The organism is Halomonas alkalicola, assembly GCF_030704205.1.
Taxonomy (GTDB): Bacteria; Pseudomonadota; Gammaproteobacteria; order Pseudomonadales; family Halomonadaceae; genus Halomonas; species Halomonas alkalicola.
In genome coordinates this window covers 1,519,641-1,532,072 of record NZ_CP131913.1, presented here as the reverse complement: position 1 = coordinate 1,532,072, position 12,432 = coordinate 1,519,641, and the positions used below count along the sequence as shown (strand labels likewise).

General features: G+C 68.4%; 14 protein-coding genes and 1 tRNA gene. 5 read left to right on the top strand and 10 right to left on the bottom strand.

Translation table 11 applies throughout. The features are described 5' to 3' along the window. Nucleotides 1–22: 22 nt before the first annotated feature. The 5 genes from secF to queA all read right to left on the bottom strand — a co-directional run bounded on the left by secF (nt 23) and on the right by queA (nt 5,624). Complete coding sequence (secF, locus tag B6N23_RS07255) at nt 23–949, bottom strand: protein translocase subunit SecF (RefSeq protein WP_305503247.1); 927 nt, start codon at nt 947–949, stop codon at nt 23–25. 9 nt (nt 950–958) lie between these two features. Further along, a complete protein-coding gene (secD, locus tag B6N23_RS07250; protein WP_305503245.1) occupies nt 959–2,818 on the bottom strand; it encodes a protein translocase subunit SecD in 1,860 nt (619 codons plus the stop codon). Nucleotides 2,819–2,971: 153 nt separating this feature from the next. After that, nucleotides 2,972–3,304, bottom strand: coding sequence for a preprotein translocase subunit YajC (gene yajC, locus B6N23_RS07245; protein WP_119022049.1), 333 nt, complete (start codon nt 3,302–3,304; stop codon nt 2,972–2,974). 135 nt (nt 3,305–3,439) lie between these two features. Continuing rightward, nucleotides 3,440–4,558, bottom strand: a complete 1,119-nt coding sequence (gene tgt / locus B6N23_RS07240; RefSeq protein ID WP_305503738.1) for a tRNA guanosine(34) transglycosylase Tgt — start codon at nt 4,556–4,558, stop codon at nt 3,440–3,442. Nucleotides 4,559–4,568: 10 nt separating this feature from the next. Then, nucleotides 4,569–5,624: a tRNA preQ1(34) S-adenosylmethionine ribosyltransferase-isomerase QueA gene (queA, locus tag B6N23_RS07235; protein ID WP_305503243.1), complete on the bottom strand. Its 1,056-nt coding sequence runs from the start codon at nt 5,622–5,624 to the stop codon at nt 4,569–4,571. 127 nt (nt 5,625–5,751) lie between these two features. Here queA and B6N23_RS07230 point away from each other — a divergent pair. The 3 genes from B6N23_RS07230 (at nt 5,752) to B6N23_RS07220 (ending at nt 7,643) form a co-directional block, all read left to right on the top strand. After that, a tRNA-Leu gene (locus tag B6N23_RS07230) sits at nt 5,752–5,838 on the top strand. A 161-nt stretch (nt 5,839–5,999) separates the two neighbouring features. After that, nucleotides 6,000–6,872, top strand: a complete 873-nt coding sequence (gene yghU, locus B6N23_RS07225) for a glutathione-dependent disulfide-bond oxidoreductase (RefSeq protein ID WP_305503240.1) — start codon at nt 6,000–6,002, stop codon at nt 6,870–6,872. A 126-nt stretch (nt 6,873–6,998) separates the two neighbouring features. Then, nucleotides 6,999–7,643, top strand: a complete 645-nt coding sequence (locus B6N23_RS07220; RefSeq protein ID WP_169957475.1) for an alternative oxidase — start codon at nt 6,999–7,001, stop codon at nt 7,641–7,643. A 22-nt stretch (nt 7,644–7,665) separates the two neighbouring features. Here the strand turns inward: B6N23_RS07220 and B6N23_RS07215 are convergent, their stop codons facing one another. The 3 genes from B6N23_RS07215 to B6N23_RS07205 form a co-directional block, all read right to left on the bottom strand. Beyond that, complete coding sequence (locus B6N23_RS07215) at nt 7,666–8,049, bottom strand: septal ring lytic transglycosylase RlpA family protein (protein WP_169957476.1); 384 nt, start codon at nt 8,047–8,049, stop codon at nt 7,666–7,668. A 200-nt stretch (nt 8,050–8,249) separates the two neighbouring features. Beyond that, complete coding sequence (locus B6N23_RS07210) at nt 8,250–9,137, bottom strand: S66 peptidase family protein (protein ID WP_305503233.1); 888 nt, start codon at nt 9,135–9,137, stop codon at nt 8,250–8,252. A 256-nt stretch (nt 9,138–9,393) separates the two neighbouring features. Continuing rightward, nucleotides 9,394–9,714: a hypothetical protein gene (locus B6N23_RS07205; protein WP_119023650.1), complete on the bottom strand. Its 321-nt coding sequence runs from the start codon at nt 9,712–9,714 to the stop codon at nt 9,394–9,396. A gap of 146 nt (nt 9,715–9,860) precedes the next feature. Between B6N23_RS07205 and B6N23_RS07200 the strand changes: the two genes are divergently transcribed. Further along, nucleotides 9,861–10,253: an HIT family protein gene (locus B6N23_RS07200; protein ID WP_119022042.1), complete on the top strand. Its 393-nt coding sequence runs from the start codon at nt 9,861–9,863 to the stop codon at nt 10,251–10,253. 37 nt (nt 10,254–10,290) lie between these two features. After that, nucleotides 10,291–10,917, top strand: a complete 627-nt coding sequence (locus B6N23_RS07195; protein ID WP_305503736.1) for a transglycosylase SLT domain-containing protein — start codon at nt 10,291–10,293, stop codon at nt 10,915–10,917. Nucleotides 10,918–10,929: 12 nt separating this feature from the next. On the opposite strand, the gene B6N23_RS07190 is transcribed toward B6N23_RS07195, so the two are convergent. Continuing rightward, nucleotides 10,930–11,262 (bottom strand): hypothetical protein, encoded by a 333-nt coding sequence (locus tag B6N23_RS07190; RefSeq protein ID WP_305503230.1) that lies wholly within the window; start codon nt 11,260–11,262, stop codon nt 10,930–10,932. A gap of 74 nt (nt 11,263–11,336) precedes the next feature. Beyond that, complete coding sequence (locus tag B6N23_RS07185) at nt 11,337–12,281, bottom strand: patatin-like phospholipase family protein (protein ID WP_305503228.1); 945 nt, start codon at nt 12,279–12,281, stop codon at nt 11,337–11,339. Between the last annotated feature and the right edge of the window lie 151 nt (nt 12,282–12,432).

Below are 12,432 nucleotides of genomic sequence, written 5' to 3'. Positions count from 1 at the left end.
AAGCCAGAGGCGTGTGCCCGGGTCAGGGCAGCTCCTCCTCGGCCTCGGCGTCCTCCTTCTTGGCGGGGATCAGGTCCTCGCGCTGCTGCTTCACGGCGATCAGCAGGGCCGCGGCCACGTAGATGGAGGAGAAGGTCCCCACCACCACGCCGATGATCAGGGCGATGGAGAAGTGGTGGATCATGTCGCCGCCCAGCAGCAGCAGCGCCATCAGCACCAGCAGGGTGGTACCGGACGTCGCCAGGGTGCGCGACAGGGTCATGTTGATCGCTTCGTTGAAGATCGCCGGCATGTCGTCGATGCGCGACTTGCGGATCGTCTCGCGGATGCGGTCGTAGACCACGATGGTGTCGTTGAGCGAGTAGCCGATCACCGCCAGCAGCGCCGCTAGCACGGTGAGATCGAAGTCGAACTGGAACAGCGAGAAGATGCCGACCACGATGATCACGTCGTGCATCAGCGCCAGCAAGGCGCCGATGGCGAACTTGTACTGGAAGCGGAACGCCACGTAGAGCATCACGATGCCCAGCGCCACCAGCAGGCCGAGGCCCGACTGGTCGCGCAGCTGCTCGCCCACCTGGGCGCCGACGAACTCGGCGCGGATCAGCTCGACGCTGTCGCCACCGGAGCGCAGCAGCTCCACCACGCGGTCGCCCACCTCGGGGTCGAAGGCCTGCTGCAGGCGGATCAGCACCTCGGTGGAGGCGCCGAAGGTCTGCACCGAGACGTCGCGGAACTCGGCGGCCTCCAGGGTCTGGCGCACGGCCTCAAGCGAAGGCGCCACGGCGTAGCGCACCTCCACCAGGGTGCCGCCGGTGAAGTCCAGCCCCAGGTTGAGCTGCTGGAACAGCAGCGAGACGATCGACGCCAGGATCAGCAGGCCGGAGATCGCGAAGGCGATCCGGCGCTTACCCATGAAGTCGAACTGTCGGTTGATGAGGGTTTTCATGACCACCTCTTATATCCAGAGCTTCTTGACCGGCTTGCCGCCGTAGACGAGGTTCACCATCGCGCGGGTCACCAGCAGGGCGGTGAACAGCGAGGTGATGATCCCCAGCGACAGGGTCACCGCGAAGCCCTTGACCGGGCCGGTGCCGATCGAGAACAGGATCACCGCCACCAGCAGGGTGGTGATATTGGCATCGACGATGGAGGTGAAGGCGCGCTCGTAGCCGGCATGGATCGCCTGCTGGACCGAGAGCCCGCCGCGCAGCTCCTCGCGTATGCGTTCGAAGATCAGCACGTTGGCATCCACCGCCATCCCCAGGGTCAGCACGATGCCGGCGATGCCGGGCAGGGTGAGGGTGGCACCGAGCAGCGACATGGCCGCCATCAGCAGGGTCAGGTTCAGCGCCAGTGCGACGTTGGCGATGATGCCGAACACCTTGTAGCGGATCAGCATGAAGAGCACTACCAGCAGCAGGCCGATCTGCACCGACATCACGCCGCGCTTGATGTTCTCGGCGCCAAGGCTCGGGCCGATGGTGCGCTCCTGCACGAAGTAGATCGGCGCGGCGAGCGAACCGGAGCGCAGCAGCAGGGCGAGCTCGGCGGCCTCGGTGGGCGAGTCGAGCCCGGTGATGCGGAAGCTGTTGCCCAGCGCACTCTGGATGGTGGCCAGACTGATCAGGCCGCGCTCGGTGTAGGGCTCGCGGACGATCACCTCCTCGCCGTCGACCACCTCCACGCGGTCGCGGGTCTTGTGCTCGATGAAGAGCACCGCCATGTTGCGGCCGATGTTGGTGCGGGTGGCGCGGTTCATCAGGGTGCCGCCGGTGCCGTCCAGGTTGATGTTGACCTGGGGGCGACCGTTCTCGTCGAAGCTGCGGCTGGCGCTGGAGACGCTGTCGCCGGTGATGATGACGTCGCGCATCAGGTCGGCGGTGCGGGATTCGTCGTTGCGGAACGCGAAGGTCTCGGTCTCGGCGTCCGGGGTGTCCGGGCGCGCCTCGAGGCGGAACTCCAGGTTGGCGGTGGCGCCCACCACCCGCTTGGCGGCCACGGTGTCCTGTACGCCGGGCAGTTCCACCACGATGCGGTCGGGGCCCTGGCGCTGCACCATGGGCTCGGCCACGCCCAGCTCGTCGACCCGGTTGCGCAGGGTGGTGAGGTTCTGGTTGACCGCGTAGTCCTGGATCTCGTTGACCGCCTGGTCGGTGAGGGTCATGGCCAGTGCCGCGCCGCGGCCGTCGCCCACGTTCTGGTAGTCGAAGTCGCGGAACTCACGGCTGATCAGGCGGCGGGCCGCGTCGCGGTCCTCCTCGGTGGTGAAGGTCAGCGTGAGGGTGCGTCCCTCGATCTCGGTGCCGCGATAGCGGATGCGCTCGCTGCGCAGCTGCTCGCGCATGGCGCTGGCGTTGACCTCGAGGCGCTGGGTCACGGCGGCGTCCATGTCCACTTCCAGCAGGAAGTGCACGCCGCCACGCAGGTCGAGGCCCAGGGTCATGGGCGAGGCGGAGAGCGCCTGCAGCCAGGCGGGGGTGGATTCGGCGAGGTTCAGTGCCACCACGAAGTCGTCGTCGAGCATGGCGGCGATGCGGTCGCGGGCCTGGAGCTGCTCGTCGGCGTCGGCGGCGTCGGCGAGGCGGATCAGTACGCTGCTGGCGTCGCGCTCGACGGCCTTGATGGTGATGCCGGCGTCACTCAGGGCGCGCTGGACGCGCTCCAGCTCGCCGTCGTCGATGGTGGTGTCGCCGCTGGCGCTGCTGATCTGCACTGCCGGGTCTTCGGGGTAGAGATTGGGCAGCGAGTAGATAAGGCCGGCGGCGAGGACGATCAGTATCAGCAGATACTTCCATAGTGGGTAACGGTTGAGCATGCGAGCCCTGCCCTCAGGTTGCTGACAACGTTTTCTGACAACGTGCGTTGCGGACGTTAGGAGGATGACGTCTAGAACGTCATGATCGCCGCGGGGGTGCCGCGGCGATCAGAAGCGGCCCCACCGCGAGGGGCGGGGCCGGAAGGACACGGCTCAGATGGCCTTGATGGTGCCCTTGGGCAGCACCGCGGCCACGGCGTTCTTCTGCACGTTGATCTGGGTGCCTTCGGCGATCTCCATGGTCAGGAATTCGCTGTCGTCGCTCACCTTGGTGATGCGGCCCAGCACGCCACCGCCGATGACGATCTCGTCACCCTTGGAGAGGCTTCCGATCAGCTGCTTGTGCTGCTTGGCGCGCTTGGCCTGGGGGCGCCACAGCAGGAAGTAGAAGATCAGCACGAAGCCGAGCAGCATGACGATCTGGGCCATGCCGCTGCCGGCAGCGGCATCCTGGGCGTAGGCCGGAGCGATGAAGAAATCCAGCATGGGTGGGTGTCTCCTGGTTGGTATGAAAAGTTGGTATGAACAGTGAGTATGAAAGGTCGGGATAGGTAACGGTGGACGCCCCGGCAGGGGCAGTCTCGTCCGGTGTCGGCCGCCAGGGGCCGGCACCGGACGCTATCAATTCGGGGCGGGAGGCACCGGCAGGCCGCGCCGTGCGTAGAAGCCTTCCACGAAGTTGGCCAATGTACCCGCTTCGATGGCACCGCGCAAACCGGCCATCAGGCGCTGGTAATGGCGCAGATTGTGGATGGTGTTGAGCATCGAGCCGAGCATCTCGCCGCAGCGGTCCAGGTGGTGGAGGTAGGCCCGGGAGAAGTGCTGGCAGGTGTAGCAGTCGCACTCGTCGTCTAGCGGCCGGGTGTCGTGACGATGCTTGGCGTTACGGATCTTCACCGTGCCCTCGGCGGTGAACAGGTGGCCGTTCCTGGCGTTGCGGGTCGGCATCACGCAGTCGAACATGTCGACCCCGCGGCGCACCCCTTCCACCAGATCCTCGGGCTTGCCGACGCCCATCAGGTAGCGGGGCTTCTCCTCCGGCATCCAGGTGGGCAGGTAGTCCAGGGTCCGGATCATCTCCTCCTTGGGCTCGCCCACCGAGAGGCCGCCGATGGCCAGGCCGTCGAAGCCGATGTCGAGCAGGCCCTTGAGCGACTGCTCGCGCAGCCCGGGGTACATGCCACCCTGAATGATGCCGAACAGCGCCGAGGGGGAGTCGCCGTGGGCGTCCCGGGAGCGCTGTGCCCAGCGCAGCGAGCGCTCCATGGAGAGGCGCGCCTCCTTCTCGGTGGCCGGGTAGGGGGTGCACTCGTCGAAGATCATTACCACGTCGGAGCCCAGCGAGTGCTGCACCGCCATGGACTCCTCGGGCCCCATGAATACCTTGGCGCCGTCCACCGGCGAGCGGAAGTGCACCCCCTGCTCGGTGATCTTGCGCATGGCGCCGAGCGAGAAGACCTGGAAGCCGCCGGAGTCGGTGAGGATCGGCTTGTGCCACTGGGCGAAGTCGTGCAGGTCGCCGTGGGCCTCGATCACCTCCATCCCCGGGCGCAGCCAGAGGTGGAAGGTGTTGCCAAGGATGATCTCGGCGCCGATCTCCTCCACCGACACCGGGGTCATGCCCTTGACGGTGCCGTAGGTGCCCACCGGCATGAAGGCGGGGGTCTCCACCGTGCCGCGGGGAAAGGTGAGGCGGCCGCGGCGCGCCCGGCCATCACTGGCCAGGCGCTCGAAGGTCATGAAGCATTCGTTACGCATGAGGGGTCTCGGCGCTCCTGCGGGTTAGAAACATCGCGTCGCCATAGCTGAAGAAGGCGTAGCGTTCGGCCACCGCCTCGCGGTAGGCCGCCATGGTGGTGTCGAAGCCGGCAAACGAGGAAACCAGCATCAGCAGGGTGGACTCCGGCAGGTGGAAGTTGGTGATCAGGGCGTCCACGCAGCGCCACTCGTAGCCCGGGTAGATGAAGATGTCGGTCTCGCCGCGGTAGGGGGCGATCTCACCGGTGGCACTCTTCATGCAAGCGCTCTCCAGGCAGCGCACGCTGGTGGTGCCCACGGCGATCACCCGGCGCCCGGCGGCGCGGGCCGCCTGCACCTTGGCGCAGGTCTCCTCGTCCACCTCCAGCCACTCGCTGTGCATGACGTGCTCGCGGATATCGTCCACGCGCACCGGCTGGAAGGTGCCGGCGCCCACGTGCAGGGTGACGAAGGCGCGCTCCACGCCCCTCTCGGCAAGTCGCCCGAGCAGCGGCTCATCGAAGTGCAGCCCGGCAGTGGGGGCGGCCACGGCGCCGGCGCGGCGGGCGTAGACGGTCTGGTAGCGCTCGCGGTCGGCGCTCTCGTCGGCGCGGTCGATATAGGGCGGCAGCGGCATATGGCCGTGCGCCTCGAGAAGCGCGATCAGCGGCGTCTCGCCGAGGAAGCGCAGCTCGAAGAGGGCATCGCGGCGCCCCTCCACCACGGCGTGGATATCGCCCTCGAAGATCAGCTCGGTGCCGGGCTTGGGCGACTTGCTCGAGCGCAGGTGGGCCAGGCCGCGGTGGGCGTCCAGCGGGCGCTCCAGCAGCATCTCCACCTTGCCGCCGCTGGCCTTGTGGCCGTGCAGCCGCGCCGGGATCACCCGGGTGTCGTTGAACACCAGCAGGTCACCGGGCTCGAGCAGCTCGAGCAGGTCAGGGAAGCGGCGGTGGGCCAGCTTGTCGCTCTCGCCGTCGACGCACAGCAGGCGACAGTCGCTGCGCTGCTCGGAGGGATAGCGGGCAATCAGCTCGTCGGGGAGCTCGAAGTGGAAGTCGGCGCGCTGCATGGGAGGTGTCGGGATCCGGTGTCTTGGCAAGCCGCCTAGGATACCGGCTCCATGGGGTGAAGTCAGGGGGGGAAGTCAGGACCCAGATTGACCTGCTGAAGGGCCCACGTATAATGCGTCACGCGTTGCCGGCGTGGCGAAATTGGTAGACGCAGGAGATTCAAAATCTCCCGGGGGCAACCTCTTGCCGGTTCGAGTCCGGCCGCCGGTACCAGCGTGACGCTTCTCCAGGTCAGCCTTCCAGAACAGCCGCCTTCGGGCGGCTGTTCGCGTTGGTGCGGGCCCCTCCCGTTGGCGAAGCCCCCGGGCTCGCGGTGCCGGGCGCGGCGGGGTATCGTGAGTGGCACATACCATGTCCCTGCTAATGGAGTCAGCATGAGCGATCACGCCTACGTTCCGCCCCGGGTATGGAAGTGGGAGCAGCCCAGCGGCGGCAAGTTCGCCAGCATCAACCGCCCCATCGCCGGGCCCACCCACGACACGGCGCTGCCGGTGGGCAAGCACCCGCTGCAGCTCTACTCCATGGGCACGCCCAACGGGGTCAAGATCACGGTAATGCTGGAGGAGCTGCTGGCGCTGGGCCATGCCGGCGCCGAGTACGACGCCTGGCTGATCCGCATCGGCGATGGCGACCAGTTCGGCAGCGGCTTCGTGGCGGTCAACCCCAACTCCAAGATCCCGGCGCTGATGGACCACACCGTCGACCCGCCCCGGCGGGTATTCGAGTCCGGGTCGATCCTGCTCTACCTGGCCGAGAAGTTCGGCGAATTCCTGCCGGACGCCCCTGCCGAGCGCACCCAGACCCTCAGCTGGCTGTTCTGGCAGATGGGCAGCGCTCCCTACCTGGGCGGCGGCTTCGGCCACTTCTACGCCTATGCCCCGGAGAAGTTCGAGTACCCCATCAACCGCTTCGCCATGGAGGCCAAGCGCCAGCTCGATGTGCTGGACCGTCGCCTGGCAGAGAGCCGCTACCTGGGGGGCGACGCCTACAGCATCGCCGATATCGCCACCTGGCCCTGGTATGGGCAGCTGGCGCTGGGGCGACTCTACGATGCCGGGGAGTTCCTGCAGGTGCAGGAGTATCGGCACCTGCGGCGCTGGGCCGAGGAGATCGACGCCCGGCCAGCGGTACGGCGCGGGCGCATGGTGAATCGCACCTTCGGGGAGCCCTCGGAACAGCTCCACGAGCGCCATGACGCCGGCGACTTCGCGACGCGCACCCAGGACCGGCTCGAGCCCGGGAGCTGAGGGCGGCAAGCAGCGTGGCGTGCTGCCCCACGCCGCGGTGAAGGGAACCGTCTGGCAGGACGGCAGTCTGTGAGGGAGCCCCGGTCATCGGGGCCGCCCTGCCAACGAAGCCAAGGAGAGTGCTTGATGAGTTCCAGTGACGCGTCCTCGCCGTCTGAAACGCCCCTTCGCCGCCACCACCGCCCCAGAGGGCTCTCCGACCGGTTCGCCTACCGGCTGGTGCGCTTCATGCGTTTCTTCGCCGACCTGTTCTTCGCCGGACGCTATGGCCACCGCGCCGTGGTGCTGGAGACGGTGGCGGCGGTGCCGGGGATGGTCGGTGGCACCCTGCAGCACCTGCGCTCCCTGCGGCGCCTGAAGGATGACGACGGCTGGATTCGGACCCTGCTGGACGAGGCCGAGAACGAGCGCATGCACCTGATGACCTTCATCGAGGTGGCGCAGCCCACCCGGCTGGAGCGGGCTCTGATCGTGCTGGCCCAGGGGGTGTTCTACAACCTCTTCTTTCTGCTCTACCTGTGTTCCAGCAGGACGGCCCACCGGGTGGTGGGCTATCTCGAGGAGGAGGCGGTGATCAGCTACACCGAGTATCTCGAGGGCATCGATAGCGGCAAGTACGAGAACATTCCGGCGCCGCAGATCGCCATCGACTACTGGAAGCTGCCGGCCGATGCGCGCCTTCGCGAGGTGGTCGCGGCGGTGAGGGCCGACGAGGCCGACCATCGCGACGTCAATCACGATTTTGCCGACCAGATCGCCGGCGGTCGCTGAGCGCCGGGCGGTGGCGTCTGCCTCAGTTGATGGCGGTGATGATGACCGGTGCCACGCCGCGATGGAGCATGCCGAGCTCGCGGGCGGCGCGCTTGGAAAGGTCGATGACACGCCCCTTCACGAAGGGGCCGCGGTCGTTGATCACCACCGTGACCTCGCGGCCGGTGTCGGGCCGGGTCACGACGACTTCGGTGCCGAAGGGCAGGTCGGGGTGGGCGGCGGTCAGCTGGTTCTGGTCGAACCGCTCACCGCTGGCGGTGGCCCGCCCCTGGAACTTGTCGTGATAGAAGGAGGCGTAGCCTTCCTGGATATCGGGCTCGGCCTCATGGGCCATGGCCGCCTGGGTACCGAGGGTCAATGCGCCTGTCAGGCAGCAGGCGAGTAACAGTCTCGATCGGGTTCCCATCTGGTTTCCTCAGGGTCTCTCGTGGTGCGGGTCGCGTATGCTGCGATGCAGCGAGTTGCCATAAGGGCGATCAAATAGTAGCCGCCTTTTCCAGGGGCGGCAAGCAGCGTTTCGAAGATCGGCGAAGATCGATGCAAGATGGCGACAATTGTGTAACTGCTTTGTTGGCGCACCCTCTACGCTGCGGTGCAGCACCAAGGCTAGCCCGCCACGCTAAGGCGCCCCTCCTCGAGAACCCCCGTTGCGCCATAGCGCCAGGGGCGGTTGTGCAGGCCGTGGCCCACCGGCAGGCCGTGGTAGAACGGTAGCCCAAGGGGGGCCAGGGTCTCGGCGACGATCGCCTCGAGCGGCGTCTCGTCATAGGGGCGGCACCCTTCGAAGGTCCCCAGGCAGACGGCGCCGGCCTCATCCAGGGCGCCGGCCTGCACCAGTTGCCAGAGGGCGCGCTCCAGCCGGTAGTAGGGCTCGCCCACGTCCTCGAGGATCACCAGGGCGCCGGGCGGCGCGCGGGAGGCCAGCGGGGTGCCGGCGAGGCTGGCCAGGGTGATGAGGTTGCCGCCCACCAGCGGGCCTTCCCGCCGTGATGGGGCGTCGTGCCAGGCGGTGAGCGGGTAGTCGAGGGAGGCGCTGCCGCGGATCAGGGCGAGGGTCTCCTCGAACTGGCGCCGAACGACGGTGCGCTCATCCGCGGATCCATCGAGCAGGGCGCCTGCGGCCTTGACCACCGGAGCGTGGATCGCCGGCAGCCCGTGCAAGTGGCACTGGTGGAGCAGGGCGGTGAGGTCGGAGTAGCCGACCAGCGGCTTGGGCCGGCCGGCCAGCCGCGCCCAGTCGATTCCCGCTGCCAGCTGGGCGCAGCCGAAGCCGCCGCGCACCGCCCACACCGCCTGGGTGTCGGGGTCGGCATAGGCGGCGTGGAGCTGCGCAAGGCGCCACTCCCGATCGCCCGCCAGGTAGCGGGTCCGCCGCTGCAGCGGGGCCGGCCGGCGCACGGTCACCCCGAGGGACTCGAGTCCGCGCACGCCCCGCTCGATGTCGTCCTCGGGGGTGAAGGAGGAGGGGGCAATCAGGCTGATGGCAAGCGGCATGGCGACACGTTCCGGTGGCGAGCGAAGGACCAAGGATGGCATGCCGCGTCACCGGGTGCATCTCGCCGGGCCCCCTCGCGGGGCGTATCCACGCCGGACGCATCCACGCCGGACGTATCCACGCCGGACGTATCCACGCCGGACGTATCCACGCCGGACGTATCCACGTCGGGCAGATCCGGCAGGCCGCAATGAAGACGCCCCATCCGGAGTCCGAATGGGGCGTGGGGATGGCACGCGGCTGCGACGGCGCGTGTCAGTGCCGGGGGCTTTCCTCTTCCTCCGCGAACAGCTCGGCCTTGGCGTCGCGCATGACGTCCTCACAGGCGGCCTGCTGGGCGAGCTGGGTGAGCAGGCTCTGGGTCACGGCGAAGCCCTTGCCCAGGCAGGTGTTGATCTCGTCCTCGCTCACCGCGGGTGTGACGTCGCAGTCGATCTTCAATGTCCTGCCGCCGCCGTCCAGCCGGTCGGCAAACTCGCGCAGCTGCCAGGCGATCCTCTCCTTCCAGCTGGCTGATTCTTCCGCGCCTTCGTTTACGCTAAACGTGCACCGCCATTCAGGTTTGTAGACCTTCATGTGAACCTCCGTGCTGGCTTGGAATGAATGATCGATCGTGTATTCTGCTCCGTACTGAGGGTGTTGCGCCTTCAGCATACCGGTTTCGTGCCGCCGCTGCAGTCCGCGCGTGTCGGCATGTCGTCCCCACTGCCAGGAGAGTGCCGATGGCGAGCATCTTCACCCGTATCATGCAGGGAGAGATCCCGGGCCACTTCGTCCACGAGGACGAGCAATGCGTGGTCATCATGACCATCCAGCCGATGAAGCCCGGCCATGTGCTGGTGATCCCCCGCGAGGAGGTCGACCACTGGGATGACCTTCCCGAAGCGCTCTACGTGCATCTGATGGGCGTCTCCCGGCGAGTCGCCAAGGCGATCAAGCGGGCCTTTCCCTGCCGGCGGGTCGGCATGCTGGTGGTGGGCCTCGAGGTGCCCCACGTGCATATCCACCTGACCCCGCTCGACGAGATGAGCGACATCCAGGTCGTCGACCTGCCCATGGCCGACCCGGCCGACCTGGCGGCGGCCGCCGAGACGCTGCGTGCGGCCCTTGGCTAGCAGCCTGCCGGGCAGGCGCGAGGGGCGGTGGCATCGCCTGCTGCGCACCGGCCTGGCGGCCGGCACGCTAGGCCTGCTCGGTGGCTGTGCGGCCCTGGCGCCGTCGCCGCCGCGGGACCAGAGCAACGTCTGCGAGATCTTCCGCGAACAGCCGCGCTGGTACGACTACGCCCGGGAGTCCGAGGCGCGCTGGGGGACCCCCATCGCCACCCAGATGGCCTTCATCCAGCAGGAGTCCTCGTTCCAGAGCCATGTGCGCCCGCCGCGCCAGCGCTACCTGGGCTTCATCCCGGGGCCGCGCCCCTCCTCGGCGCGGGGCTATGCCCAGGCCCTGGACCCGGTATGGGGGGAGTATCGCGACGAGGCCGGCGGCACCCTGGCCCGGCGCAGCCACATGAAGCATGCCACCGACTTCATCGGCTGGTACAACGCGCGCAGCCAGCGGCAGGCCGGTATCTCGCTGAACAACCCCGAGCACCTCTACCTGGCCTATCACGAGGGGGCCGGTGGCTATCAGCGCGGCACCTGGCGCGGCAAGCCCGCGGTGCAGCGGGCGGCCGGCCTGGTGGCGAGCCGGGCCAGCCGCTACCAGGGGCAGCTGGCCAGCTGCGAGGCGGAGTTCCAGTGCCGGCGCTTCTACCAGGTCGGGCCCTTCTGCCGCTGAGCCCGCGCGGGGTCAGGCGATCTCCTTCCAGCCCTCGTGTGCGCAGCTGCCGCAGCGGTAGAGGGCTTCAAAGCCGCCATAGTCGCTCTCGCGGATGGTGACGCGCTGATAGTGATAGCTGCGCAGCGAGCAGACCGGGCAGCGCTCCACCTCGTCGCGGGGTGCCCTGGGCGGCGGCCCCGCGGGCCTCGGCGCCGGGGGCGACGCCTCGAAGAGCCCCTCGAGGTCGCCGACCAGGGTCTGTGCCAGGCGGCTGGCATGCTCGCGGTGCTCGACGGCGGCCAGGCCGGCCAGCTCGTCAATCCTGGCCTTGATGTCGGCCAGCCGTGCGGTGATGTCGGCCATCGCGCTTCTCCTGCGGGGGCGGTAGGGGCTCTCCTGAGCATAACCCCCCGGCGGCGGTCCGGCACGGGGATCCGTCAGGGCATGGCGGCGTCGGCCTGGATGGCCAGCCAGATCGTCAGCTGGTCGCGCAGGTCGTCGGCCACCGGCTCGGCCTGGGCGAGGATCTCGTGGATGCGGTTGAAGTGCAGCAGGCGCACCCCCACGGCCTCCGGCTTCAAATAGAGGTGCGGGCGGCGATGCGCCAGCGCCTGCCGGATCAGCGACTGCTGCATGATGCTGAAGGTCTTGAACAGCAGGTCGGTGATGCCGGGCTCGGGGTCGCTGTCCGGGTGGCGGGCGCCGGAGACGTCCACCGCGATCACCAGGTCCATCTCATCCATCAGCAGCTCGAAGGGCAGCGGGTTGGAGGTGCCGCCATCGATCAGCAGCTGCTCGCCGCGGCGCACCGGCGAGAACAGCCCCGGCACCGCCATGCTCGCCTCGATGGCGGGAAACAGCCGGCCCGCCTCGATCACCACGCTGTCGCCGCTCCAGTAGTCGGTGGCCACCACCGAGAGCGGGATCGCCAGGTCATCGAAGGTGCGCGCCTCGGTGTGGGCAGCCAGATAGCGCAGGAACCCCCCGGAGTCGAACAGGCCGCCGTCGCTCAGGCCGAGCTGCAGTAGGTCCGCCAGGTCCAGCTCCGAGCCGGCGAGCCCCGAGAGGGCGTCCAGGGGCGAGCCCGCCACGTCGTCGAAGATATCCTGGATCTGGTCGGCGGAGAGCCCCGCCGCATAGAGCCCGCCGATCACCGCGCCGATGCTGGTGCCGGCGATGCGGTCGGGGACGATCTCCAGCTCGTCGAAGACCTGCAGCACGGCGATATGGGCCAGGCCGTTGGCGCCGCCGGAGCCCAGTGCCAGGCCCAGGGTAGGGCGCTGGGCGGCGCCGGCCTGGGCGAAGAGCAGGCAGTGGGCCAGCGCGGCGGCCAGCAGGAGGTGAAGGGCACGAGGAAGGGCGCGGGTGGTCGATTGTCGCACGGTGGACTCCTGGCGAGGGTGGTGACAGGCGCTCTGGCGGTCGCTGCCACCACTATGCCATAGCCGGGCCGCGACCGAGGTGCCGCGGGGGCGGGTTGCCAGCCGATGGGCGAAGGGCCATGTTGATAGCCATGAGCGATACGGAGAGCGA

Excerpts from the sequence above, each read along its gene's own strand:
- secF (WP_305503247.1), bottom strand. The coding sequence starts at position 949 with ATGAAAACCCTCATCAACCGACAGTTCGACTTCATGGGTAAGCGCCGG.
- secD (WP_305503245.1), bottom strand. The coding sequence starts at position 2,818 with ATGCTCAACCGTTACCCACTATGGAAGTATCTGCTGATACTGATCGTC.
- yajC (WP_119022049.1), bottom strand. The coding sequence starts at position 3,304 with ATGCTGGATTTCTTCATCGCTCCGGCCTACGCCCAGGATGCCGCTGCC.
- tgt (WP_305503738.1), bottom strand. The coding sequence starts at position 4,558 with ATGACCTTCGAGCGCCTGGCCAGTGATGGCCGGGCGCGCCGCGGCCGC.
- queA (WP_305503243.1), bottom strand. The coding sequence starts at position 5,624 with ATGCAGCGCGCCGACTTCCACTTCGAGCTCCCCGACGAGCTGATTGCC.
- yghU (WP_305503240.1), top strand. The coding sequence starts at position 6,000 with ATGAGCGATCACGCCTACGTTCCGCCCCGGGTATGGAAGTGGGAGCAG.
- B6N23_RS07220 (WP_169957475.1), top strand. The coding sequence starts at position 6,999 with ATGAGTTCCAGTGACGCGTCCTCGCCGTCTGAAACGCCCCTTCGCCGC.
- B6N23_RS07215 (WP_169957476.1), bottom strand. The coding sequence starts at position 8,049 with ATGGGAACCCGATCGAGACTGTTACTCGCCTGCTGCCTGACAGGCGCA.
- B6N23_RS07210 (WP_305503233.1), bottom strand. The coding sequence starts at position 9,137 with ATGCCGCTTGCCATCAGCCTGATTGCCCCCTCCTCCTTCACCCCCGAG.
- B6N23_RS07205 (WP_119023650.1), bottom strand. The coding sequence starts at position 9,714 with ATGAAGGTCTACAAACCTGAATGGCGGTGCACGTTTAGCGTAAACGAA.
- B6N23_RS07200 (WP_119022042.1), top strand. The coding sequence starts at position 9,861 with ATGGCGAGCATCTTCACCCGTATCATGCAGGGAGAGATCCCGGGCCAC.
- B6N23_RS07190 (WP_305503230.1), bottom strand. The coding sequence starts at position 11,262 with ATGGCCGACATCACCGCACGGCTGGCCGACATCAAGGCCAGGATTGAC.